Genomic DNA, 24890 nt, shown 5'->3' with positions numbered 1-24890 from the left:
TGCTTTTTTATGGTATCAATATCTTTTTCCAAATAGAAAGATGGGGAGCATTGCTTTCAATGCTTTTCAAATTGGTTGGGGCATCCTTTCCGACCCAAACACCAACAGTTAAATCATTAGATAAACCGACCATCCAATAATCTTTATAATCATTCGTAGTACCAGTTTTTCCTCCCAGATAAGGAGCTTGAAAATTTGCCTTCTTTGCTGTTCCGGATGTCACTGTGTGTTTTAGCAAGGTTCTCATCTTGTCATTCGTCGCTTTATTCCAGACCGTTTCCTCTGCTTCCTTCCATTCATAAAGCAGATTGCCGTCAGCATCTGTTACGGACGTGATGGCATGTGAGCTTTTAAAGCTGCCGTTATTTCCAAAGACAGTATAAGCATTCGTCATCTCATGCGGAGACATACCAACTGTGAATCCACCGATAGCGGAGGACAGATGAACATCCTCTTCTGTCACCTTTTTAAAAGGAAAATGAGCTAAATAGCTGAAAGCAGTTTTTAGTCCAATACTATCTGCAAGCCTGACAGCAGGTGTATTATAGGAATGAATAAAAGCTTGATCTAATGTGACATTTCCATAGTCTTGACCACTATAATTTTGCGGGCAATAACCGTCTTTGCAAAAAGCATCCGCATTAACGGTGGATTTAACTCCTTTACCTGTTTCCTGCAGATAAGGTCCATACACAAGAAGCGGCTTGATAGCAGAACCAGGCTGGCGATATGCTTGATAGCTCCGGTTAAACTCATATTTTTTATAGTTCTTCCCGCCAACAAGTGCGCCTATTGTATGGCTCTTGTGATCGATGACAACTGCTGCTGCTTCTACATCTGTTGTTATCAGGGAGCTTTTCACTGCTTTTACCGCTTTCTCCTGCAAGCTGCGGTCCATTCCTGTATGAATAATAACGCCACTTTCAAGGAGCTTCTGAACTTCGGCATCCAGCTCTTTGCTGAGAATTTCCTTTTCCTTGTCATTTGCTTTTGTTATTTTTTTAGCATAACCTTTTTCTTCAGAAACGAGTGCTCGTAATTCATCCTCCACATATGAGACATAGTCTGGATAAAGATCTGTTTTCTTTTGCACGTGAAGTGTTATTTTTTCATTTGTCATCTTTTTAGCTTCACTGCTGGATATTTTACCCTCTTTTTCCATTAAGGATATTAACCGTTCTTGTCTCTTTTTTGTTTGTTCAAAATGTTTAAGCGGATCATATATAGTTGGATTATTAGGAATGCTTGCCAAAAAAGACAGTTCTGCTTTGGACAAGTCACTCGATTTGCTGCTGAAGTAATAATTCGCTGCTGCTTCAATGCCATACATATTATTGGCAAAATAAACGGCATTAATATATTGAGTAAGAATTTCTGCTTTTGACCACTTTCTTTCAAGCTCATAAGCGTAAAGAAGCTCTTTTAGTTTTCGATTGTAGGTTTTATCGTAAGATTGAAACATATTCCGGGCTAACTGCTGGGTAATAGTACTCCCGCCTTGTTCAATAGTATCTGATTCAGCATTGGTCAAGAGAGCCCTCCCGATTGCCGGCAGATCAAAGCCAGCATGTTCATAAAAATGCTGATCCTCTGATAAGATGAACAAATCTTTCACATATTGGGGGATTTCTTCATTTATCAAGTTTTTTCGTATCCCTGCTTGCGGGCTGATTTCTGATATGCTTCTTCCACTATTATCCAAAATGTAGCTAGATTGAGCGAGTGTCATGGAAGAGACTGGTATATTGTCGTCCAAAAATTGATGGAAGCTGACATATTTCTTTTTTTCTGCTGCTGTAAAATAAAGAACAGCTACTAAAGCAATTAGCATTATTACTATAAAGGAAACCCCAAGTTTTTTTCGCATTAATTTTCCCTCATTACTTAAAATCCGTTAATAAAAGCATAAAGGATTTTTTATAAATATGCATGAAGTATTTTGCTGAAAAAAAGGGCAAAATATTACCATAATAGTAAACAAAAAAATAAATAGAAAATTTTAAAGCTTCGCGAATATTCTGTTATAATATAAGAAAAGGTTTTTAGGATAGATGGATCGGAGATTTACTTAGAGAAAGAAGGTGAAAAAATGGAGAAGCAGCAACAATATTTATTTATAGATTTTGAGTTTACCATGCCAGAAAAAAATGCTAAGTATAAAGGTTTTCAACCTGAAATAATTGAAGTGGGCATCGTCGCCGTCGTTAATGACAAGATAAGAGAAACCTTTTCTGCCTATGTGGCTCCAAGCAAGTTTCCCATTCTTTCAGAGCGATGCAAATCCTTCCTGCACATACATCAGGAACAAGTCGATAACGGAATTCCATTTCACGGTTTGCTCGATAAAATCAAGGAGATGGGCAGCGGTTTCTCAAATACAGTTGTAACATGGGGTAATATGGACATGAAGGTGCTCAGGAATAATTGCACTATGGCAGGTGCGTCATTTCCTCTTGCTTGCAGTGAAATAGATTTGTCGATGGAATATAAGCGGTTTTTCGGAGACCAAAATCAGACAGGATTATGGAAAGCAGTGCGGGAATACGGGAGCGAAGGGACAGGAAGACATCACCGCGCCTTAGATGATGCGCTGACAACCTATGACATATTTAAGTTTGTTGAAAAGGACAAAAGGTATTTAGGAAAGACGGAAACGACAACGATTGGCGATTTAATTGATCTATCTAAGTTTTATAATAAATTTGCATGAAAAAAGGATTGACAGCTAAGCTTGTTCTACTAGTTGCCACCCTTTTATTTTTTTGCCTAAAAAGGATTCCTCCCATATAAGGAAGAAATCCCGAAAAAAATTAAGCTTTTGTAATTGCCCGGCGGTACTCCTGCTCCAGTATGTCAAGATTGCTTAAGCTCCTTGCTGCAAATGGGGAATTGTCTTTACTCAGTTCATCCTTCATTTTCGAGACAGCCTGCAAAAGGGATGTCCCGTATTCTGGAGTCTCCTCCTCATATGGCTTTACCATCGGTTTGGGAGTATTCATCTGTTCTCTGTATGAGAGGGCTTTTCGCTCATGAAAAAAGACATTTTCTGCCTGCTTCGGATTATGTAAATCACCTTGCATAGGGTGCTTAAGAACAGCTAATACCCTCACTAAGTAGCTGTTGCTGCGTATATCGGTAATTTCGCCGATATATTTGCCTGTTTTGTATATGGCAGTAACCTTTGTGCCAATTGTTAGCTCTTCCACATCATTCGCCTCCAAAAACATTCTTTCTTAAATAGTACCATAATAAATCACTATGTTAGAAACAGGGAAACAGCATAATTTAAACAATTCTACAAATAATACTCCTATTATCGGTATTGGAGGAGTTCGTAAATGAAAAAAATCATGCCTATGTTAGCATTGCTTCTTTTAATGGCAGGCTGTGCGGAAGGAGAAGCAACAAAGGTAGATGTGGAAATGTTCAATGATGTCGGCGATTCTTTAGGCAGTATTAATTTGGAGGAGCAGTCTGCAGGAGTGATGCTTACAGTCAACTTAAAGGGGTTGACACCTGGAGTACATGGCCTACACATACATGAGGTAGGAAAATGTGAGGCTCCTACATTTCAAAGTGCAGGAAATCACTTTAATCCTGAGGATAAGGAGCATGGTCTGCTCCATCCAAAAGGAGCACATGCAGGAGACCTTCCCAATCTAATTGTTGAGGATGACGGAACTGTCAAAGCTGAGCTGTTGGCACCGCAAGTCACATTAAGGGACGGCAAGAATTCATTATTTAAACCGAAAGGAACATCCATTGTCATCACTGACCAGGCAGATGATGGAATGACACAGCCGGCAGGTAATTCGGGGGAACGAGTTTATTGCGGCGAAGTCAAAAGATAGCAAAAAGAAGCATGAAACCAGTTGGTTTGCATGCTTCTTTTCTTTTATTAGAAGAAAGTATCGTACAGTAAAAAAAGATTTAAAAGGACAATAACTGCTGCGATCAGCCAAGAGATAATCGTAATTGCTTTCGAGTTTTGCAGGCTGCCCATAATCCGTTTGCTGCTTGTAAACATAATTAACGGGATTAATGCGAAGCCAATTCCAAATGAAAGGATAACCTGGCTTAATACTAATGCTGATGTAGGATTTACTCCTGATGCAATAATAATAATGGGCGGAATAATCGTAATCAGCCTTCTGACATAGATGGGAATTCGAAATTGAATGAAGCCTTGCATAATGACATCTCCGGACATAGTACCAACAGACGAGCTGGACAGCCCGGCAATCAAAAGGCCGAGACCGAACAGGATAGCTGAAGCTGGACTTACAAGCTGCTCGAAATGCTGAAAGGCAACATCCAAGTCATTTACGATAAAGCCATTTGCATGGAATAAGGCACTTGCGACAATAAGCATAGCCGCATTAATAAATCCTGCAATCAGCATGGCAATAAGGATATCAAAAAACTCAAAGCGGAAAATCATTTTCTTCTCTTTTTCTGTTGTACCGACAATCCGTTTTTGCGTTAAGGCAGAGTGCAGATAAATCGCGTGGGGCATAACCGTTGCTCCGAGTATTCCAGCTGCAAGCAGTACACTGTCTGTTCCTTGGAATTGTGGTGTAAACAAACCGTGCAGCACAGAATGGAGCTCTGGTTTTGCGAAGAACATTTGCACAATAAAGGATAAGACAACTATAAACAGCATTGCTGTGATCCCAGCCTCAAGCGATCTGTAGCCTCGTCTTTGCAGCTCCAGTATGGCAAAGCTGCCGATTGCAGCGATAATGCTTGATTCAAGCATCGGAATGCCAAACAGTAAGTAAATGCCGAGTGCAGCACCAATAAATTCAGCTAAATCGGTAGCAATGATAACTATTTCACCTTGAATCCATAAACCGATGCTGACAGGCTTAGGAAATTCCTCCCGGGCGACCTCGGCGAGATTTTTTCCTGTAGCAATCCCTAATTTTGCAGACAGTGACTGAATAATTAAGGCCATAATATTTGAAAACAAGATAACCCATAATAATAAATAACCATATTGAGAACCTGCAGCTATGTTTGTTGCGAAATTTCCTGGATCGATATAAGCAATTGCAGCAATAAAGGCAGGACCAAGAAACGGCAGGAACTTTCTTAGCCCTCCAGGACCATGTAATACAGACCCTGCGTGAGAAGCCTCTTTACTTTTATCCATATGTTCACCTGATTTCTGTTGATTTTTCCTAAGTGATAAAATGTTTCCTTTGTGCAACTTTCCTTTAGGATATTCCTCGATTTCTATTTTGTCAATGAATCTGCAATAAAATGTATAGAGTAAATAAATTGACCTATTGGTTCTCTGTATCGTAAAAATTAGGACCGCAAAAAAATAGCCCTTTTTAGCTGTTATCGTGTTAACTGCGTATATTTTGTGATAGAATATGGACAGCAAAATAGGAGTAAAAAGGTGAAAGTATGAACAATCAAGAAGTTAATCTAGAGCTTGTAAAACTGCTGAATGAATGGGATCCCTTCAAGCTTGGGGAAGGGAATTATGATACGGAAATAGCCGATTGCGTCTATGCCGTCCATGAACTGGACAATAGGGAAGAGCTTGCAGCAGAAATCCAAAAAATTTATGAGTTTTCTTTTGAGGAATTCATACCAATGGATGAGTGTCTTTCTATATCGACAAAGCTGCTGTTAACAAAAGATAACGGCTCTTGCTCCCTGTAATTTGCAATAAAAAAGTACTGTATAATCTGGAGGGATAAAGATGAAGTTGACGGAAAAAGAAATTGAAGTGGCAGAAATTTTAGAAAAAAACGCCCGTATTACAGATGAAGACATAGCTAAAATGATTGAAGAGGACCTTCAGACAACGAAAGAAATTGTCGCAAAGCTTGAAGATTTGAAAGTAGTTGTCCGCTATACAAGTATTGTTGACTGGTCAAAGGTTGAAGGACATGAAGGCGTTACAGCAATGATTGATGTTAAAGTAACTCCAAAACGGGGAGTTGGATTTGATGAAGTAGCCCAAAGAATTTATCGTTTCCAAGAAGTGAAATCGCTGTATTTAATGTCAGGGACATATGATCTGTCTGTGATTATTGAAGGGAAATCGATGAATGATGTGGCAAGATTTGTTTCGGAAAAGCTGTCCACTTTGGATTCTGTTCTTTCCACAACAACCCATTTTATTCTAAAGCAGTATAAACATGATGGAACAATTTTTGAACCGAATAATGATGATAAAAGGATAGTGGTGTCACCGTGATGAATCAAACGAAAAGCTATATCGCCGACAAAGTAGCAGAAATGAAGCCTTCCGGGATAAGACGATTTTTTGATTTGGCTTCCAATATGGAAGGGGTCATCTCACTTGGAGTCGGTGAACCTGACTTTGTTACATCATGGTCAGCAAGGGAAGCTGCTATTCTTTCCTTAGAGCAAGGCTATACTTCCTATACGGCAAATCCAGGAATGCTTGAGCTGCGCGAGGAAATATCGTCTTACATGAACAGAAGATTCCAGGTCGCTTATAATCCGAATTCAGAGATTATTGTAACTGTTGGTGCGAGCCAGGCGATTGATATTGCGTTGCGGGCGATTCTAAATCCAGATGAGGAAGTGATCGTGCTTGAACCTTGTTTTGTTGCGTATGCACCGCTAGTTACACTTGCAGGCGGTGTGCCGGTACCTGTTCAGACGTTAAAAGAACATGAGTTCAAGGTTCTGCCAGAGCAGCTGGAGGAAGTGATTACAGATAAGACAAAAGCAATCATGATATGCTCCCCGAGCAATCCGACAGGCTCCCTATTGTCTGCAGCAGAATTAGCAGCAATCGCAGACGTTGCTAAGAAGCATGACCTGCTTATAATTTCTGATGAGATATATGCAGAGCTGTGCTATGACGAGGAATATACAAGTATGAGCGCCCTAAACGGCATGTGGGAGAGAACATTGCTCATATCCGGATTCTCAAAAGGGTTCGCGATGACGGGCTGGAGACTTGGTTTTGTTTGCGCACCGGAAGAATTGACGCAGGCTATGCTTAAAATCCATCAATACAGCTTAATGTGTGCTCCGACAATGGCGCAATTTGCCGGACTTGAAGCGTTGAGATCAGGCAGCAACGATGTCGAGGAAATGAAGAAGAGCTATCGAAGAAGACGTAATTTCGTTGTACAGTCATTAAACGAAATGGGGCTGACTTGTCATATTCCAGGTGGAGCTTTTTATGCATTCCCTGATATTACATCAACTGGGCTGACATCAGAACAATTCGCTGAAAAGCTGCTGATGGAAGAAAAGGTAGCGGTTGTGCCGGGAAATGTGTTTGGCGAGAGCGGGGAAGGCCATATCCGCTGTTCTTATGCATCTTCCTTAGAACAGCTGCAAGAAGCTTTAAAGAGAATGAAGGCTTTTACAGAAAGATACAGTAAGTAAACAAGGACCGTTTTTAAAACGGTCCTTTCGTTTGGAAAAAATCAGTCAGCATTTATTTAAAAAATTTGCAAAAACTTTAACTGACAAAGCACAATTCAGAGATAATAATAAATACTTTTGTATTAAGGTCTGTTTTGTGATATAATTTTATAATGCATATTAAAGGAAAAATGAATATAAAAACTAGGAGTGTTCTCATGTCAGATAAAATCGAAGTTGGAAGCATAATTACAGGAAAGGTAACAGGCATTCAGCCATACGGCGCTTTCGTTTCTTTAGACGAAAACTTGCAAGGCCTTGTTCATATTTCAGAAGTAACACACGGCTATGTTAAAGATATTAATGAATTTCTTAAAGTAGGCGACGAAGTAAAAGTTAAGGTTCTTTCTGTTGATGATAATGCTGGAAAAATCGGCTTGTCTATCCGCGCTACAGAAGAAGCGCCAGCAGCACCTGCTGATGCTGAAAAAGCTAAAAAGCCTCGTGCTAAACGCCAAGCTGCACCAGTTAAAGTAGATGCAGACAGCAGCCAAGGTTTCAATACACTTAAAGACAAATTGCAAGAGTGGATTGACCAGTCTAACCGCAATGACCTAATTAAGAAATAATAAAAGAAGCAGGATGCCATAAGCATCCTGCTTTTTTTTATTGAAAAATCTTATTTAGCAGATCTTGGTTCAGGTTCACGAGAAACTTCGGCACTTGGTTTAAACAACAATCCTAAGTTAATCAAACCGGCAATCCCAACTAATCCGTAAATGATTCTGGATAATGCTGATTCTTGACCGCCAAAGATTGCTGCTACTAAATCAAATTGAAAAAATCCAATTAGTCCCCAATTTATTGCTCCAATAATCGTTAACACTAAAGCTGTTCTTTGAATACCACTCATGATTGTTTCCTCCTTGTATTGGATTCCCTATTATCATGATGCAAAGAGAATATATTTATGCATTTCTTTGTCTGCATTTTTTCCTTTTTTGGGGCATTATAAAGTTTGGTAAGCAACTATAAAAAAATCCAGTTCTTATCTTTTGATTTTCGAATTACTTTAGTAAATAATAAATAGTGTCCTCCTGCTGCTTTCTAGTATTGGGAAGCAAAAGGAGCATTAATTTTTATAATAGGAGGAAAAGGGAACATGAATAATTTTACATTCTATAGCCCGACAAAACTGATCTTTGGGAAAGGCCAACTGTCCCAGCTTGCAGATCAACTGGCTCCATACGGAAATAAAGTCCTTCTTGTATATGGTGGAGGTAGTATTAAACGCAGCGGTTTATACGATCAAGTTATTGAGCTTTTAAAAGAAAATAATAAAGAAGTGTTTGAACTTTCAGGAGTTGAACCAAACCCTCGCTTAACTACAGTTCAAAGAGGTGTGGATATCTGTAAGACAGAGGGAATTGATTTCCTTTTAGCAGTAGGTGGAGGAAGTGTCATCGATTGCACGAAAGCAATTTCTGTCGGAGCAAAATATGACGGTGATCCTTGGGATATCGTAACAAGAAAAGCAATACCAAGTGATGCTGTACCATTTGGAACTGTATTAACATTAGCAGCTACAGGCTCTGAAATGAATTCAGGCTCTGTTATTACTAATTGGGAAACGCAAGAAAAATACGGCTGGGGAAGCCCGCTTACATTCCCTGTTTTCTCTATCCTCGATCCAGAGAATACATACACAGTACCTAAAAATCAGACAATTTATGGAATTGTAGACATGATGTCTCATGTACTTGAGCATTATTTCCATTTGGAAGAAAATACACAATTCCAAGACTATATGTGTGAGTCCTTGCTTAAGACAGTAATGGAAACAGGTCCAAAACTTGTTAACGACTTAGAGAATTATGAATATCGTTCCACAATCCTGTACTCCGGTACAATGGCATTAAACGGAATGCTTAACATGGGCTACCAGGGAGACTGGGCAACTCACAATATTGAGCATGCTGTATCAGCAGTTTATGACATTCCGCACGGAGGGGGACTTGCTATTCTATTCCCTAACTGGATGAAGCATAACTTAAGTGTAAAACCTTCAAGATTCAAGCAGCTTGCTGTTCGGGTATTTGGGGTTGATCCAGAAGGTAAAACAGATGAAGAAGCTGGATTGGAAGGCATTGAGAAGCTTAGAGAATTCTGGAACAGCATCGGAGCACCTTCAAGGCTGGCAGACTATGATATTGATGACAGCAAGCTTGAGCTGATGGTGGACAGAGCAATGGCAAGAGGAGAATTCGGACGCTTCAATTTATTAAAGGCGGATGATGTTCGCTCCATTTACAAAGCTTCCTTGTAAGCAGAGCTTATTATAAAAAAATTACTAAGTCCCAGCTATGTTAATAGTTGGGACTTAGTAGGTAATAGTGACTAAAAGAAGAATAACCGAAAAAAACTCAAGTTGTATCCGCTTTCAAAACAATCTCATTCTTGATTAGTTTGGACACTTTCGATAAAGTGAAAGAGGATACAAAAATAAATATAATGGAGGATCATTCATGACACACGTTCGTTTTGATTACTCAAAGGCATTAAGCTTTTTTGGAGAACATGAAATTACATACCTATCTGATGCAGTTAAAGTGGCTCATCATTCCCTACATGAAAAAACAGGAGCTGGAAGCGACTTTTTAGGCTGGATTGATCTTCCTGTTGATTACGATAAAGAAGAATTTTCCCGTATCTTAAAAGCATCACAAAAAATCCAAAACGATTCTGAAGTATTGCTTGTTATCGGAATCGGCGGATCTTATCTTGGAGCACGTGCAGCAATCGAGATGCTGAACCACAGCTTCCACAATGCTTTGTCTAAGGATAAAAGAAAAACTCCGCAAATCATCTTTATCGGTAAAGACATCAGCTCAACATATATGAGCGATGTTATCGATTTCTTAGGTGACAAAGATTTCTCAATCAATGTTATCTCTAAATCAGGCACAACAACAGAGCCTGCTATCGCATTCCGTATTTTCCGCAAGCTTTTGGAACAAAAATACGGAGCAGAAGAAGCTAAATCAAGAATTTATGCAACAACTGATAAAGCGCGCGGTGCACTAAAAACACTTGCTACTGAAGAAGGCTTTGAAACTTTTGTTATTCCTGATGATGTCGGCGGTCGTTACTCTGTTCTTACAGCAGTAGGCTTGCTTCCAATCGCTGTAAGCGGTGCAGACATTGAAGCAATGATGAAAGGTGCAGCAGCTGCTCGTGAAGACTTCAGCTCATCTGAACTTAGTGAAAATGCTGCATACCAATATGCTGCAGTTCGCAACGTGCTTTACAATAAAGGCAAAACAATCGAAATGCTTATCAACTATGAGCCAGGACTTCAATACTTCTCTGAATGGTGGAAGCAGCTTTTCGGCGAGAGCGAAGGAAAAGACCAAAAAGGTATTTATCCATCTTCCGCTAACTTCTCAACTGACTTGCACTCATTAGGGCAATATGTTCAAGAAGGACGTCGCGATATTTTCGAAACAGTTGTTAAAGTGGACAAGCCTCGTCATGAATTAACAATTGAAGCAGAAGAAAACGATCTTGACGGCTTGAACTATCTTGCTGGCAAAACAGTTGACTTCGTAAACAACAAAGCATTTGAAGGTACGCTTCTTGCACATACAGACGGCGGTGTGCCGAATCTGATTGTGACAATTCCTGAAATGGATGAATATACTTTCGGTTACTTAGTGTATTTCTTCGAGAAAGCTTGCGCTATCAGCGGATACCTTCTTGGTGTAAATCCATTCGATCAGCCGGGAGTAGAAGCTTATAAAGTTAACATGTTTGCATTGCTTGGTAAACCAGGTTTTGAAGAGAAAAAAGCGGAACTTGAAAGCCGTTTGAAATAAGAGTAAAAAAGGGCAATCCGAAATGGATTGCCCTTTCTCATTTTATAAATCTATCATTTCATGTTTTTAGGAGGAGATTTAAGGATAAATAACTACTAGGTTACATAAGTGTTAAGGAGGGATACTATGCTAGTAGAACAAGAACAAACATTAGTAAGGGCATTGCAAGAATGTATGATAGTCTGCAATCATTGCCTGAATGAATGTCTCGCTGAAGATAAATCAAGCATGATGATAGACTGCATACGAACAGACCGAGAATGCTTGGAATTCTGTGGATATCTAGAACAGGCTATTATCCGTCAATCTCCATATGCTAAAGAACTTGCTAAAATCTGTATGCAAGTTTGTGAGGATTGTGCACAGGAATGCCAAAAACATGACCATAAGCATTGTCAGTATTGTGCTGAAGTTTGCTTGCAATGTATGGAAGCATGTAAAACCTATTTAAACAACTAATATTAATAAACAAAAAAACAGCGCTAAATATGGCAAGCGCTGTTTTTTCATGCATTTATGAGCCGGCAATCAAGATCAGCTCATCCTTTTCTTCTACTATAAAGGAGGCACCAGGTTTAATGTAGGATTGACTGCCTCTTTTAACTCCTAACAAGAGTTTGTCCTCTAAAAGAAGATACGAGCTGAGGGCAGCAAAATTCAGCTGCTCGTCGTTTTTCCATTCGCCCAAAGAAACAATTTGCAATCTCTTGTCCTTGAAGTTCCCCAGTAAATCGAGAAAGGCAATCATTGTTTCTTGCGAATTGAGACTGCTGTGCATGACAAAGCTCGACAGGCGATTGGTTTGAATAATCTCATCTGCACCTGCTCTGTGTGCATTAGTCACTTGCTCAGCAGTCAATATCTCAATGATGCAAGGAACCTCTGGATTCAGTCCTTTTATTGCAAGCAGTGTTAAAATCGAATTCATATCGGCGTTCATTTCATCTTTGCTTTGGTCAGAGGTGATGATTACCTTGTTAGCCTGTGAGATATTTGCCCGCAGGAGTGTTTCATCAATATTTGGATTGCCTTGGATAAAATGAAGCGATTCTGGCAGCGGGTTTTTTGGGAGCGATTCATCAATAAGAGTGAGGAGTGATCTCTTCCCATCCTTGATAATCGTATTAATCAATGCCTTCGAACGCTCATTCCAGCCGATAATCACGATATGACTCTGTCCTCTGAAAGTTGATTTCCCTTCTATAAAGGCATTTTGTCTGGCGACTGCTGCTGTTGCCAAAGTTACTAAATAAGTCGATAAAAACCCTGCACCAGTCAATATGAGCAGCATGCCGGCAATTCTTCCTACAATGGTGCTTGGAGCGTAATCACCATAACCAACAGTGGAGGCTGTGATAATAGCCCACCAAATCCCCTCAAAAAAAGTCGGAAAGGTTTTTGGCTCCACTATGGTGATGATTAATCCAAAAAATAGGATAATACTTGCTGCGATTGACAAAATCCTCACACTGATAGGCAGGCGCAGAAAAGCGGTTAGTACGGTATTCGGCAATATATTTCACCTCATCATCATGTGTATAAAACCATTATGGACATATAAAAAACCTTTCATAATGAAATGAAAGATTTTTATATGTTCACTTATGTGAGGTTATTTGATAATGCCTTTTAATTTTTTCAATCCAGTCCTGCAATTCTTCATGTCCTTCAAGATTGGAAAGCATTCCTTGAATAATTGGACTTCTTGGGGCATCTGTTTTGATTTCTGACTCTAGAACATCAAGGGTAACTTCAATCGTTTCCTTGTTAGGATAGCTTTCTGTAAGCTTGCGAATTTGATTAAGGATATCCAGTGATTTTTCTGTAGCATCTGCCATAAAATCGATTTTTGGCTTATGCATTAATTTGTAAAGATTCGCTTCAGTGAATATTGGCTTCTCTTCCATAATACCTGCTGCAATGGAGTCCATTCTTCTCCATAAATATTCGGAAACATCTTTAGCATTCCTGTCAATCTGATCATGAAGAAGAAGTCTTAAGAAGGACTGCAGCAACCCTTCGTACATGATTTGCAAATCTAAATGAAAGCGGCTCGTTTTTTCTCCATATAATTCGAGCAGATATGCTAGAGAAAACTCTCTGATATCTGTTTGCATCTGCATAATTAAATGCTTGATGGAATCATTAAGGGGAATCGCCTGCTCACGGGTTTGCATAATAATGAAATCCTTATGCTTCAAAGCATGTTCAAAAAAAGCTGCTGTCTGTTCGACCAGCTTTTCTTTTGCAGTGATGTCTTCTAGCCTAATGCTGTCAAAAAGCTGTACTAATTCCTTGTAATAATAATCAAGAATGGCAAATAATAAAGAATCCTTTGACTTGAAATATATATAGAAAGCACCTTTAGATATTCCGCAATCATTTGCTATTTCTTGAATGGAAGTGGAGGAATATCCTTTTTGCGCGAAAAGTTTCAGCGCAGAGTCTATGATCTTTTTTTCTTTCTCTTTCAATGGAAGCGCCTCCTATTTTTTTATAAGGAAGAGTTGAAAATAGTTATTTTTTAGCGAAATAAACTCTTATAGAGATTTTACTATTAAACCACACAACTTAAAATATGTAAAAAAAAAGCTAATAATTTGTCTTGGGAACCAGTAAAATTAGTTATTTGTACAAATACCTATCTTCCGATATGATAATAATTATCACTTATTGCTCATGTAAGGAAATGCTAAAGAAAAATGGGTAAATTAATTACTTGACGCTATTTTCTTATATATATATACTTACTTACATATAGTAAGTGGTTTGATAAAAATATTTGAATGGAACAAATTAAGATAGATGAAATTTAAAGGAGACTTAAATATGAAAAAAGAAGTGATTGATCTTCTTCAAGATAAAATGAAAATGATTCCGTTTAAGGAAGATAAAAAAATATGCCTTGTCGGGCCAGTCAAGCTGCCTGTTCAGCTTGAAGATCAAGTTGTAACTTTCCAATGGTACACATGGCTGCCAATAGAAGAGCAGCAGTCAAAAGAGGAGCTGTTAAACAGCTTGCCTTCGATGCATCTTGCAGACTTGCAGCAATCATCGGTTTTAGTATACGGCGATTTTGAGCAGACAGAAGATACGCTTATCCGCATGCACAGCATTTGTCATACAGGTGATATTTTCGGTAGCAAGCGCTGTGACTGCGGATTCCAGCTGCATCAGTCAATGAAGATGATTGTTGAACACGGCAGTGGTGCCCTCTTTTACCTTGCCAACCATGAAGGCAGAGGAATTGGTCTGTTCACAAAGTCATTAGCTTATTTGCTGCAGCAGGAAGGATTGGATACAGTAGAGGCAAACCATGCTCTTGATTTTGCTGATGACACAAGAAGCTATGAAGAGCCGATCAGTGTCCTGCAAGCATTGCGCACAAAGCCTGTTAAACTAATTACGAACAATCCTAAAAAGCTGGAAGCATTGAAGAAGATTGGATTAACTGCAAGTGAGAATGTTCCGTTATGGGGAGACAGATCAGCGTTTAACGAGAAGTATTTGGACACGAAAGTGCAGAAATCTGGACATATACCATTGCAAGAAGAGATTGTGACAATTTGAGGAGTAAACGATGATGAGAAATGATCATGATTTTATGAAAATGGCATTGGACCTTGCAGAAACAGCGAAGGGAAAAACAAATCCAAACCCAGTAGTTGGTGCGGTATTAGTGAAGGATGGCGTCATAGTAGGCTCCGGTTTGCACAGAAAGGCTGGAGAACCGCATGCAGAGGTACATGCATTTAATATGGCAGGAGAACATGCTAAAGGGGCTACACTATATGTTACGCTGGAGCCTTGCTCCCACTATGGAAAAACACCGCCATGTGCGAATTTAGTCAAAGATTCTGGAGTGAAAAGAGTTGTAGTGGCAGCTCAAGATCCGAATCCTCATGTTGCTGGTAAGGGGATTGGCATCATAAAAGAAGCGGGGATCGAAGTAGAAGTTGGTGTGCTTGAGGAAGAAGCAAAAAAACTCAATGAGCGTTTTATGCATAATATGATTACTCAAACTCCATTTGTTGTATCAAAGGTTGCGATGACTTTAGACGGAAAAATCGCTGCCTATACAGGGCACAGCCAATGGATTACAGGGGAAGAGGCTCGGAAGGAAGTGCATTACCTTCGCAATGAGGTAGATGCTATCCTAGTTGGAGTAGGTACAGTATTAGCAGATAATCCGAAATTAACGACTCGATTAGACCAACCATCTAAAAATCCAATCAGGATTATTTTGGATAGCAAGCTGCGAACACCGCTCGATGCAAATGTGGCAGATTGCTCTGAGGCACAAACGATTATTTTGACTGGTCTTGCCGAGGATGACAAGAAGGCTGAAGGTTTAAAACAGAAGGGCGTTCAAATTATTCAAGTTCCATATACAAACGGGAAAATGGACCTTCAAGCTGCATTGAAAAGGCTGTATGAAGCAGGAGTAACAGATATTCTGCTCGAAGGCGGCAGTGAAGTAAATGCGAGCTTTATGAGAGAGAGACTTATTCAAAAATACATTGTTTATATTGCGCCGAAAATCTTAGGTGGAAAATCTTCTTTTACACCATTTAGAGGCGAGGATGTAGATACGATAGATGAAGCTGTTCAGCTAAGGTTTGAAACAGTGGAGAAGGTAGGCGAAGACTTAAAAGTCTACGCATATCCTGCTAAAGTTTAAGGGAAGAGGATGGGGAAATGACAGTTCTGAATGCAGAAGTTTGTATTGTTGGTGCAGGTCCCGGCGGTGCAATGCTTGCTTATTTGCTTAGCAAGGCCGGGGTTTCCACAATCCTGCTGGAGCGGCATCATGATGTAGATAAAGAATTTCGTGGAGAGCATTTAAATGAGGAAGGAGAACAAGTCCTCATAGACGCAGGTCTTTTTGCTAAGCTGAAGGAAAAAGGCATACTCTGCATGACTCATGTTGATTATATTGCAGACGGCAAAGTGGTTAAAAGAATACTTCCCCATTCAGAAACAGGCCATACTGGCATTCATGTTCCGCAAAAGCATTTATTGAAGCTGCTGTTGGAGGAATCATCGAAAGAGGCTGCCTTCAGGCTGGAAATGGACAGTGTTGTGAAAGAGCTCATTCAGACTGAAACAGGAGAGTATTCAGGCGTCGTCGCCTGGATTAATGGCATAGAAACAAAAGTGAACAGCAAGATAATTGTCGGTGCTGACGGCAGGTTTTCAACGATAAGAAAGCAGGGGCGCTTTCCTGTTGAAGCGATCAAGCATGGTTATGATTTGCTGTGGGCAAAAATTCCGGCTCCATCTGGCTGGGAGCCAGCGATTAAAATGGCTCTTGTTAACGGCAGTCAGGTTGCTCTGTTTACCCAATATGGAGGTTATATTCAGATCGGCTGGAATATTGAGGAGGGAAGCTTCTCACAAATCCGGAAAGGATCATTTGAGCACTTTATCGACAATCTTCTGTCTGCTTTTCCTGAGTTGGAGGAAACTGTCCGCACTCATATCAAGGCATGGAAGGATTTTGTCCTGTTGAAGGTGGAAAGCTCTAAAAGCAGCACGTGGATCAATAATAATGCAGTGCTCTTAGGCGATGCAGCCCACACAATGAGCCCAACCGGCGCATTTGGACTCAACAGTTCCTTAAAGGATGCAGAAAAACTTGCAGAAGTGCTGAAACAAATTTTACTCTATCACGAATCACCAGCGCTATTAGAGACCTACGAAGCAATTCGGAAAATAGAGGTAGAAAAAGTCCAAGCAGAACAGCTTTACAGAGAATCTACTTTTAAGGATCATTTTCCAAAAGCAACGGCAATTGGCGTTAGTAATTAATTGGAAGGATGCAATAGATGAAGTTCGGTTTTGACATTGATGATACATTAATAAATTTAAGAGAGCATGCCTTTCATTTATATAATAAGAAACTGCAAAAGGAAGTGCATCTCGATTATTTTCATGCACTGAAGATCGTGGAAATACATGAGCCCTTTGGCCTTAATGCTGATGAAGGGAAGAACATGTGGACCACTTTAAGCGAAGAAATTTATTTCACAGATTGCCCGCCATATCCGAATGCAGTTGAATTTCTGCAAAGGCTGACAAATAGCGGACATGAAGTGTATTATATTACCGCACGTAATAAGGAATTTGCAGAACGGACGAAGGAATGGATGAAGACTAAAGGCTTTCCAGTTAAGGATGAGCAGTTCTTCTGCGGTATGGCTGATCATGAAAAAATCGATGTTATTTCAAGCCTGAACCTTGATTTCTATATGGATGATAAGCCAGCGGTGCTAAACACACTGGCACAAACAGGAGTTCACTTGTTAGTAAAAGATCAATCATACAATAAAGATCTTTCTTATGACAGGGTTCATAGCTGGGCTGAGGTTTGGGATTTTCTTAATTTAAATGAGGAAAAAAAATAAAAGCAGGGAGAATGTATCCCTGCTTTTTTGTATGGAGATAATCTGCAAGCTACAGCTTCATTCCCATTCTGCTCTTGTATCTTTTAATTAATATTTGGCAATCTACGCTGACGACACCTTCGATAGCATATAGCTTGTCTGTAAGGAATAGCTCCATTTCCTGATTATCAGCAAATAATCCGTGCATATGCAGTTTACTGGGGCCGGTCATATGATAGAGACTGCCTACAGCAGCATTGTCTGCTAATAGTTTGGCTACTTCTTCGAGATGCTTCGGTTCTACATCAATATTGAAGAAAGCAGAAACTGTTTTGCCGATTTTTTCTGGATTTATTACAGCCGTGAACTTTTCAATAATGCCATTTTCGATCATTGCATTAATCCGCATCTGTACAGCTACCCTTGAGATCCCGACTTCTTTGCCGATATCGGTGTAGGAAATCCTGCCGTTATCATGCAATAAAGACAAGATTAAATGATCAATCTGATCTAGTTTGCTAGGTGCAAGATCATGTCCATTTGTCATAAAATATGTTCCTTTCTCCTTTTAACTGTTTAGATGTGGAACAACAAGACCACCATAAAGGAAGGCAAGAATGATTACAAAAGCTGGGTGAACTTTGAATTTTTGCAGTAAGGCAAATGCGATTACAGCGATTGCTGCTGTTTGAATCCAGCCTAATGAAATATAGGAGTCTTGCAGCATTTCAAAAGTAAGGATTATCATCAATGCGGCAATAACAGGCTGAACCAACAGTGTCATCCCTTTCACTATTTTCGAATCGCGGTGCTTGCTCATCACATTGGCAAGGAAAATGAGCGCTGCAGCAGATGGAATGACCGTCGCTGCCAGTGCAGCAATAAAGCCCCACCAGCCACCGATGCCAAACCCGACATAAGCAGCAATTTTTGTTGCGATTGGACCAGGCAGGGCGTTTCCAAGTGCGAGCATATTGGAAAACTCCGCATTTGACAGCCAATTGTACCGGTTAACAATCTCTTCATACATGAGTGGAATAGAGGCAGGACCGCCGCCATATCCAAATATATTTGATAACAAAAAGCTTAAAAAGATGCTGATTAATACCATGTTTACATGCCTCTTTCTTTTTTATGTAGAATACGATCTTTAAGATTGAAATGAAATGCTCCGTAAATCAAGAAGATTAATACAACAATAGCTGGGTGAAGGGAAATGTATTGAAGCAGGAACAGACATAACAGTGTTAGTGCTGCACCAACATAGATACCTAAGCCTTTGACTGCTTTTTCTGCAAACTCATAGGCCATCATGCCAAGCATTACTGCTATAACAGGAATAACAGCAGACACCATGCTTGTGATGACAGCAGAATGGCTGACAACGTTAATAAAGGAAATTAGCACAACCATTGCCAGGCATGTCGGCAGAATATGGGCGAGCACAGAAACGATAGCTCCTGAAATACCTTTTTGGCGGTAGCCTAAATAGGCGGCCATTTTTGTAGCGATTGGTCCAGGCAAAGTATTAGCAATCGCCAATATTTCCCCAAACTCTTCATTATCAAGCCACTTGAATTTATTTACTGCTTCATAGCGAATAAGCGGTATAACAGAAGGACCACCTCCAAATCCTAATAATCCAGACCGGCCCATCGCGATGATGAGTTCTTTATAGATCATCTTTATTTCTCCTTTCGTAATTAGACACTATGTAATTGGAAAAACCTTTATTATTATCTTTTCGTAAATATAATACCATAATTTATTTTATATGAATCGTAAAATGTTAAAAAATATAACAATATGAAATTATATTTTTGTGCAGGGGCACTTCAAAAAGAAATTGAATCTTGTTGCGAACTATAATACAATAGTAAAAATAATTTCAAAAAGGCATGAAATGCCAATTCTCCATTTGCTTGATTGGAACTAAATCTTCGTGCATTTACTCTTCCATACGATTTCTATATATTTCCCGTAAATCATTTTAATTATGGAACTTAACGTACAAAAGCATTTGCAAAAATTTAGCAAAGTGAAACTACCAAAAAGAAATAAGGGGGAAAATGCACATGAGCAGCAAATTTGAAAAAAGATTGAGAATAGCAGCAAAACGAGAAAAGGCAGACTTAGTTATTAAGCATGCATCTATAGTCAATGTGTTTACTGGAGAACTGATGAAGGGTGATCTAGCTGTATCTGATGATACTATTGCCGGGATAGGCCAGTATGAAGGAAAGCAAACAATAGATGCAAAAGGAAAATTCATCATTCCTGGACTGATAGACGGTCATGTTCATATTGAAAGCAGCATGCTCGCACCGCAGGAATTTGCAAAGGTCCTCATGCTCCATGGTGTTACAACAGCGATAACTGACCCACATGAAATAGCGAATGTTGCCGGGACAAAGGGAATTCAATACATGCTTGACCAGTCGGAAGGATTGCCACTTGATATTCGTGTCATGCTGCCCTCCTGTGTGCCAGCCGTGCCGAATGACAGTAATGGTGCAGCACTGTACGCTGATGATCTGGCTCCTTTTTTTAAACATGAGCGTGTTTTAGGCCTAGCAGAGGTAATGGACTTTCCGTCTGTCCAAAACACCAGTGCAGATATGGTCAAAAAGCTTATTCTGACAAAAGAGAATAACGGGGTAATAGATGGCCATGCTGCCGGCATTGAGCGTGAGAGCCTAAATGTTTACAGTGCTGCAGGAATTCGCAATGATCATGAAGCTACAACAGAGCAGGAAGGGAAAGACAGACTGGATTTAGGTCTTTATTTAATGATTAGGGAAGGAACAGTTGCTAAAGACTTAAAAGCATTGCTGCCTGTTGTGACAGAAAGAAATGCACGCAGATGTCTTTTTGTAACAGATGATAAGCTGATTGACGATCTTTTGCATGAGGGCAGTGTTGACCATTGTATTCGTTTAGCAATAAAAGAAGGACTGGACCCAATCACAGCCATTCAAATGGCTACGATTAATACGGCTGAATGTTATAAGCAAGATAGAATCGGTGCAGTGTCACCAGGCTATAAGGCAGACTTCCTGATTGTAGACAGCCTGGAGGAGCTTACGATAGAGCATGTATATAAAGAAGGCAAGTGTATTGTGGAAAACGGCAAGCTGAAAACAGAGCAGTTTAAGAAACAGGGCTATGAAGATACCAGCCTGCCTGGCTTGAATTATGCTCCATTTAATACTAGTGAGCTACAATTGCCGCTCCAATCAGATATTTGCAATGTTATTGGCATTATTCCTAACAGCATTGTAACAGAGCATTTGATAGAAAAGGTTAGTGTGGAAAATGGTATTTTTCAGCCATCTGTCGAGCAGGATTTGCTAAAACTGGTTGTTGTGGAGAGACATCATCGGACTGGCAATATTGGGCGGGGCATTGTAAAGGGATTTGGTTTCAAAAAAGGAGCGATTGCAACAACCATATCCCATGATTCTCACAATATTGTCGCAGTTGGAACAAATGATGAAGATATCCAGCTTGCGATAGAAGAGTTGAAAAATATTAATGGAGGCATAACAGCAATAGCAGAAGGACAATTAATCGCAGCCTTGCCATTGCCGATAGCTGGCCTTATCTCAGACCAAAGCTATGAAACACTGTATGACCAAATGAACACACTTAATGAACAAGTGAAGCAATTAGGAGGATCAAGCAACTTTAATCCATTCCTGACATTATCCTTCCTATCATTATCTGTCATTCCTACATTGAAATTAACAGATAAAGGCTTATTCGACTTCAGCAGTTTTTCATATACAACAATTGAAGCAACGAAATGACTCTATAGAGAAACGAACATGTTAACGATGTTCGTTTTTTTCTTGTCTGCAAACAAAAAAAGATCCGGCTTAAATAGCCGGACCAAAAAAATATATTTTAAGAGGGGAAACTCTTAACATAAATTTATTCTACTTGGTAATTATGAATAAATAATGAACAAACCATTAAAAAATAAAAAATATTAGTTATTAATTCAGACCCCTCATTTAAAAGAATAGAAAAAATAAAAGTTTTTAAATAATAAGTATATAGTCCTATAAATAACAGAAATCGCTAGGACGATATATTTGGTAAGAAGCACCATTACAAGTTTCAAGTAGGTAAAGATGTTTATTTAATAAAAAAATGGGTCATATTAATAATAAATACAGACATAATGAAAGCGTTTTCGTATATAATGGATATAAGCTAATCATTAACTCTGGTCTCACTTACTGATAAGGGGTGGATGGCATGGAAGAACAAGCGAATTTTTTTAATGGATTGAAATGGGGCATCTTATTGAGCGTACCACTGTGGATTTCCTTTTTTGGATGGGTTAAGCTAATTTATCATTTTGTTTAGAAATAAATAAAAAAGGGCTTCGGGGTTTCCGAAGTCCTTTTTGTTTCTGATTAAGCCAGTATTATAGGCGGATCAATTCCAAGTACAGGTTGTCCATCTACAGTTAGCCAGATATAATAATGGTCAATTTCTTTACCGATAATTTTTTCGATTTTAGCAATAACCTTTTCCTGAACATCAAAAGTAATCTTAGCAGTTTGTTCACCAAGAGGAATATTCTTCATCCCTAATAAGTCAGCAATTTGTCTTGCTTGATCATAGGTTACTTCTACATATTTATCGTATTCTGGCAAATAAGCTGCTTCTGCAGGCTTTACTTGCAAGGAAACGATTAAAATGACAGCCAATAAGCTCCAAACTAGTTTTTTCATAATAGTCTCTCCCTCATGTTAATAGTTTTCTATTTTATCTTGTAATGCTATAAAAGCATCAACTACTTGTGGATGATACATTGTACCTCTGTTTTTTAGAATTTCCTCAAAGGCTTCCTTTTTTGATTTGCCTTTTTTATAGACCCTATCTGTTGTCATTGCATCAAAGGAGTCAACGACAGCAATTATAGCTGCTTCAACTGTAATTTCGTCACCCTTTAAACCCTTAGGATATCCTTTACCGTCATACCTTTCATGATGCTGTTCAACTATTAAACCTATTTCGCCTAGTAATGGAATTCTCGTTTCTTCTAACAGCTCACGACCAAAAGTTGTATGTAGTTTCATGATTTCCCATTCATCATCTGTGAGTTTACTAGGTTTTTGCAATATATTTAAAGGTACTTTAACTTTGCCAAGATCATGAAAAAAGGAAGCAAGGTTTAGGCGGGCAATTTGTTTTGTGTTAAGATCAAGCACTTCACCAACGAGCATCGAATAGTCCTTAATTCTCTCACAATGATCTCTTGTGTACCCGTCTTTTTCTTCTATAGAAATAGTCAGCTCTAATAAGTCTTTAGAAAGTTGGCTATAGTGGTGAAACACTGGCTGACTTGTCACATAAATAAACTCTGTTTCTTCTTTAGCATGGAAAATAGTATATTCCTTGATTGGGCTCTCAAAAAAGGACTGTCCGGGTATAAGCTCGATAGATACTTCATCTCTTTGATATACTAGTTTGCCAGAAACAATAAAAAAATACTCCAGTCCTTCCCAGCCCTCTTCTGGACCCATCGCCCAGCTAGAACCTGGCTGCAGTTTATGGTGAATAACTTCCGTTCCGTCACCTGCTGCAATTAATGAAAGCTGCAAGCCTTTAAAATATACTGTTTCAATAAACTCTCCTTCATTTAATATACCCACACTATTTCCCTCTCTCTTTTTACAATAGAAGCTAATTTGCTAGACTCTAAGATTATACCTTATTTTATCTAAAATATAGTTTAATTGTAATAGGTAAAAGTTATTAAATTAGGTCTAAATGAGTAGTTTTTCTAATGGAAACAGAGTAAAAATTATACAAATTAATGATAGCAAACTATAATAGGAAAAAATAGAGTAATTTTCTTTATTTTTACTAGAAGCAAGGACTCATTCTTGACAGACAGTAATTAATAATAGTATGATTATCTCGAATTCAAGATAAAATAGCTTGTATAAAAATTTTACCGGCGAAGTTTGCCATGAATGGAGGAATAGCATGTTAACAATTGATCCAAGCACGCTTTCTGCGAAAGAGGTGTATAAGTTCTTTATCGGCAGCATTATTCCGAGACCAATCGCGTTTGTTACTTCTAAAGGAAGCGGTGGTGTTATTAATGGTGCACCGTTCAGCTTCTTTAATATCGTATCTTCCAATCCGCCAATCTTATCTGTTGCAGTTCAAAGAAATGGCGGTAATGAAAAAGATACAGCTAAAAATATTAAGGAGTACAGCGAATTTGTCATCCATGTTTGTGACGAGGATAATATTGCAGCAATTAATGAAACTGCTGCAAATCTTCCGCCGGACGAAAGTGAGATAGAACTTGCTGGACTGTCGGTTGCTGAAAGTGCTGTTATTTCAGTGCCTGGAATTAAGGAAGCGAAAGTCCGGATTGAGTGTAAATTAGAGGGAATTGTAGAGATTAAGGATGATAATGGGATACCTACTTGCGATTTAATACTGGGCCGTGCTGTTTGCTTCCATATTGAAGATCAATTATATGAAAATGGAAGAATCGATCCGAAGCTTTTAAAGCCTGTCAGCAGGCTTGCGGGAAATGATTATAGCAAGCTGGGTGAAATGTTTACAATCAACAGACCAAAATAAAGCAGGGCTTATTAAGCCTTATGACTAGGAGACGAAGATGAAGCATATTTTTAAAAAAGGAACAAATGAACAGTTGCCAACCTTATTACTATTGCATGGAACTGGAGGAACGGAGAATGATTTATTGCCACTGGCAGAGCTGATTAGTCCACAATCATCTGTGCTCAGTGTACGAGGGAATGTGTTGGAGAACGGAATGCCTCGGTTCTTCCGCCGACTAGCTGAAGGCGTTTTTGATATTGAAGACCTAAAGGAGCGTACAGAGGAGCTGCATGACTTTTTAGACAGCAGCGCAGAACAGTACGGCTTTGATCGTCGCAATATTATTGCAATAGGTTATTCAAATGGTGCAAATATCGCAGCAAGCATTTTGTTTCATTACGCCAAAGGCTTGAAGGGAGCGATTTTGCATCACCCGATGGTGCCGTTAAGAGGTATCGCATTGCCTGAACTTACTGATGTGCCTGTCTTTATTTCAGCGGGCACAAATGACCCAATCTGCCCTCGAAGTGAATCAGAGGAACTGACAACTCTTTTAGAAGGAGCAGGAGCAAATGTTACGGTTCATTGGGAGAATTATGGCCATCAATTGACGCGAACAGAAGTTGATGCTGCAGCTGCTTGGTTTAACACAATAAAATAA

The 24890-nt window shown here is 39.2% G+C and carries 27 protein-coding genes; 16 read left to right on the top strand and 11 right to left on the bottom strand.

The features are described 5' to 3' along the window. Window positions 1-7 precede the first annotated feature (7 nt). Window positions 8-1867 carry a transglycosylase domain-containing protein gene (locus LXM54_RS17110; RefSeq protein WP_233316467.1) on the bottom strand — a complete coding sequence of 620 codons (1860 nt, stop codon included), beginning with the start codon at window positions 1865-1867 and terminating at the stop codon, window positions 8-10. 222 nt (window positions 1868-2089) lie between these two features. On the opposite strand from LXM54_RS17110, the gene kapD reads away from it, so the two are divergent. Next, entirely contained in the window at window positions 2090-2710 is a 621-nt protein-coding gene (gene kapD, locus LXM54_RS17105; RefSeq protein ID WP_233316466.1) for a 3'-5' exonuclease KapD, read from the top strand. A gap of 100 nt (window positions 2711-2810) precedes the next feature. Here kapD and LXM54_RS17100 read toward each other — a convergent pair whose 3' ends face one another. After that, a complete protein-coding gene (locus LXM54_RS17100; RefSeq protein ID WP_233316465.1) occupies window positions 2811-3206 on the bottom strand; it encodes a kinase-associated lipoprotein B in 396 nt (131 codons plus the stop codon). Window positions 3207-3338: 132 nt separating this feature from the next. Here LXM54_RS17100 and LXM54_RS17095 point away from each other — a divergent pair, with 132 nt between their 5' ends. After that, window positions 3339-3851: a superoxide dismutase family protein gene (locus LXM54_RS17095; protein WP_233316464.1), complete on the top strand. Its 513-nt coding sequence runs from the start codon at window positions 3339-3341 to the stop codon at window positions 3849-3851. A 47-nt stretch (window positions 3852-3898) separates the two neighbouring features. On the opposite strand, the gene LXM54_RS17090 is transcribed toward LXM54_RS17095, so the two are convergent. Beyond that, complete coding sequence (locus tag LXM54_RS17090; protein ID WP_267913430.1) at window positions 3899-5155, bottom strand: Nramp family divalent metal transporter; 1257 nt, start codon at window positions 5153-5155, stop codon at window positions 3899-3901. Between the two features lie 260 nt (window positions 5156-5415). On the opposite strand from LXM54_RS17090, the gene LXM54_RS17085 reads away from it, so the two are divergent. From LXM54_RS17085 to yugI, 4 genes are all read left to right on the top strand, one after another. Next, a complete protein-coding gene (locus LXM54_RS17085) occupies window positions 5416-5676 on the top strand; it encodes a DUF1871 family protein (RefSeq protein ID WP_233316463.1) in 261 nt (86 codons plus the stop codon). Between the two features lie 40 nt (window positions 5677-5716). Continuing rightward, a complete protein-coding gene (locus LXM54_RS17080) occupies window positions 5717-6217 on the top strand; it encodes an Lrp/AsnC family transcriptional regulator (RefSeq protein WP_233316462.1) in 501 nt (166 codons plus the stop codon). Continuing rightward, window positions 6217-7389 carry an aminotransferase gene (locus tag LXM54_RS17075; RefSeq protein WP_233316461.1) on the top strand — a complete coding sequence of 391 codons (1173 nt, stop codon included), beginning with the start codon at window positions 6217-6219 and terminating at the stop codon, window positions 7387-7389. Before LXM54_RS17080 ends, LXM54_RS17075 begins: the two co-directional genes overlap by 1 nt. Window positions 7390-7586: 197 nt before the next feature. Beyond that, window positions 7587-7997, top strand: coding sequence for a S1 domain-containing post-transcriptional regulator GSP13 (gene yugI / locus LXM54_RS17070; protein ID WP_233316460.1), 411 nt, complete (start codon window positions 7587-7589; stop codon window positions 7995-7997). Between the two features lie 50 nt (window positions 7998-8047). Here yugI and LXM54_RS17065 read toward each other — a convergent pair whose 3' ends face one another. Further along, window positions 8048-8281 carry a DUF378 domain-containing protein gene (locus LXM54_RS17065; protein ID WP_233316459.1) on the bottom strand — a complete coding sequence of 78 codons (234 nt, stop codon included), beginning with the start codon at window positions 8279-8281 and terminating at the stop codon, window positions 8048-8050. A 249-nt stretch (window positions 8282-8530) separates the two neighbouring features. Here LXM54_RS17065 and LXM54_RS17060 point away from each other — a divergent pair, with 249 nt between their 5' ends. The 3 genes from LXM54_RS17060 to LXM54_RS17050 all read left to right on the top strand — a co-directional run bounded on the left by LXM54_RS17060 (window position 8531) and on the right by LXM54_RS17050 (window position 11702). After that, window positions 8531-9694: an iron-containing alcohol dehydrogenase gene (locus tag LXM54_RS17060; RefSeq protein ID WP_233316458.1), complete on the top strand. Its 1164-nt coding sequence runs from the start codon at window positions 8531-8533 to the stop codon at window positions 9692-9694. Between the two features lie 199 nt (window positions 9695-9893). Beyond that, window positions 9894-11243, top strand: a complete 1350-nt coding sequence (locus LXM54_RS17055; RefSeq protein WP_233316457.1) for a glucose-6-phosphate isomerase — start codon at window positions 9894-9896, stop codon at window positions 11241-11243. Between the two features lie 126 nt (window positions 11244-11369). After that, complete coding sequence (locus LXM54_RS17050; protein WP_233316456.1) at window positions 11370-11702, top strand: four-helix bundle copper-binding protein; 333 nt, start codon at window positions 11370-11372, stop codon at window positions 11700-11702. A gap of 55 nt (window positions 11703-11757) precedes the next feature. On the opposite strand, the gene LXM54_RS17045 is transcribed toward LXM54_RS17050, so the two are convergent. Then, on the bottom strand, window positions 11758-12756 hold the full coding sequence (locus LXM54_RS17045) for a potassium channel family protein (RefSeq protein ID WP_233316455.1): 999 nt from the start codon (window positions 12754-12756) through the stop codon (window positions 11758-11760). Between the two features lie 85 nt (window positions 12757-12841). Further along, window positions 12842-13717, bottom strand: coding sequence for a TetR/AcrR family transcriptional regulator (locus tag LXM54_RS17040; RefSeq protein WP_233316454.1), 876 nt, complete (start codon window positions 13715-13717; stop codon window positions 12842-12844). A 355-nt stretch (window positions 13718-14072) separates the two neighbouring features. Here LXM54_RS17040 and LXM54_RS17035 point away from each other — a divergent pair, with 355 nt between their 5' ends. The 4 genes from LXM54_RS17035 to LXM54_RS17020 are packed head-to-tail and all read left to right on the top strand — an operon-like array spanning window position 14073 to window position 17650. Further along, window positions 14073-14813, top strand: coding sequence for a GTP cyclohydrolase II (locus tag LXM54_RS17035; protein WP_233316453.1), 741 nt, complete (start codon window positions 14073-14075; stop codon window positions 14811-14813). A 13-nt stretch (window positions 14814-14826) separates the two neighbouring features. Then, complete coding sequence (gene ribD, locus LXM54_RS17030) at window positions 14827-15924, top strand: bifunctional diaminohydroxyphosphoribosylaminopyrimidine deaminase/5-amino-6-(5-phosphoribosylamino)uracil reductase RibD (RefSeq protein WP_233316622.1); 1098 nt, start codon at window positions 14827-14829, stop codon at window positions 15922-15924. A gap of 17 nt (window positions 15925-15941) precedes the next feature. Beyond that, entirely contained in the window at window positions 15942-17054 is a 1113-nt protein-coding gene (locus LXM54_RS17025) for an FAD-dependent monooxygenase (protein WP_233316452.1), read from the top strand. Between the two features lie 17 nt (window positions 17055-17071). Then, on the top strand, window positions 17072-17650 hold the full coding sequence (locus LXM54_RS17020; RefSeq protein ID WP_233316451.1) for a 5' nucleotidase, NT5C type: 579 nt from the start codon (window positions 17072-17074) through the stop codon (window positions 17648-17650). A 49-nt stretch (window positions 17651-17699) separates the two neighbouring features. Here LXM54_RS17020 and LXM54_RS17015 read toward each other — a convergent pair whose 3' ends face one another. From LXM54_RS17015 to LXM54_RS17005, 3 genes are read right to left on the bottom strand one after another with little or no spacing between them, the layout of a single operon-like run. After that, complete coding sequence (locus LXM54_RS17015) at window positions 17700-18176, bottom strand: Lrp/AsnC family transcriptional regulator (RefSeq protein WP_233316450.1); 477 nt, start codon at window positions 18174-18176, stop codon at window positions 17700-17702. 21 nt (window positions 18177-18197) lie between these two features. After that, entirely contained in the window at window positions 18198-18740 is a 543-nt protein-coding gene (locus tag LXM54_RS17010; RefSeq protein WP_233316449.1) for a chromate transporter, read from the bottom strand. 2 nt (window positions 18741-18742) lie between these two features. After that, a complete protein-coding gene (locus LXM54_RS17005; protein ID WP_233316448.1) occupies window positions 18743-19312 on the bottom strand; it encodes a chromate transporter in 570 nt (189 codons plus the stop codon). 392 nt (window positions 19313-19704) lie between these two features. Here LXM54_RS17005 and ade point away from each other — a divergent pair, with 392 nt between their 5' ends. After that, entirely contained in the window at window positions 19705-21438 is a 1734-nt protein-coding gene (gene ade, locus LXM54_RS17000) for an adenine deaminase (protein ID WP_325169585.1), read from the top strand. A 615-nt stretch (window positions 21439-22053) separates the two neighbouring features. Here ade and LXM54_RS16995 read toward each other — a convergent pair. Together LXM54_RS16995 and LXM54_RS16990 are read right to left on the bottom strand one after the other, a co-directional pair. Then, the gene (locus LXM54_RS16995) at window positions 22054-22374 is read right to left on the bottom strand and encodes an 8-amino-7-oxononanoate synthase (protein ID WP_233316446.1); all 321 of its coding nucleotides are present in this window, start codon (window positions 22372-22374) and stop codon (window positions 22054-22056) included. Between the two features lie 18 nt (window positions 22375-22392). Next, window positions 22393-23298 (bottom strand): HD-GYP domain-containing protein, encoded by a 906-nt coding sequence (locus LXM54_RS16990; RefSeq protein ID WP_233316445.1) that lies wholly within the window; start codon window positions 23296-23298, stop codon window positions 22393-22395. A gap of 337 nt (window positions 23299-23635) precedes the next feature. On the opposite strand from LXM54_RS16990, the gene LXM54_RS16985 reads away from it, so the two are divergent. After that, window positions 23636-24247: a flavin reductase family protein gene (locus tag LXM54_RS16985; protein WP_233316444.1), complete on the top strand. Its 612-nt coding sequence runs from the start codon at window positions 23636-23638 to the stop codon at window positions 24245-24247. A gap of 37 nt (window positions 24248-24284) precedes the next feature. Beyond that, window positions 24285-24890, top strand: coding sequence for an alpha/beta hydrolase (locus LXM54_RS16980; protein ID WP_233316443.1), 606 nt, complete (start codon window positions 24285-24287; stop codon window positions 24888-24890).

The organism is Bacillus sp. Au-Bac7 (genome assembly GCF_021341655.1).
Lineage (GTDB): Bacteria > Bacillota > Bacilli > Bacillales > Cytobacillaceae > Niallia.
The sequence above is the reverse complement of the archived record's forward strand: the minus strand, read 5'-3'. Positions and strand labels throughout refer to the sequence as shown.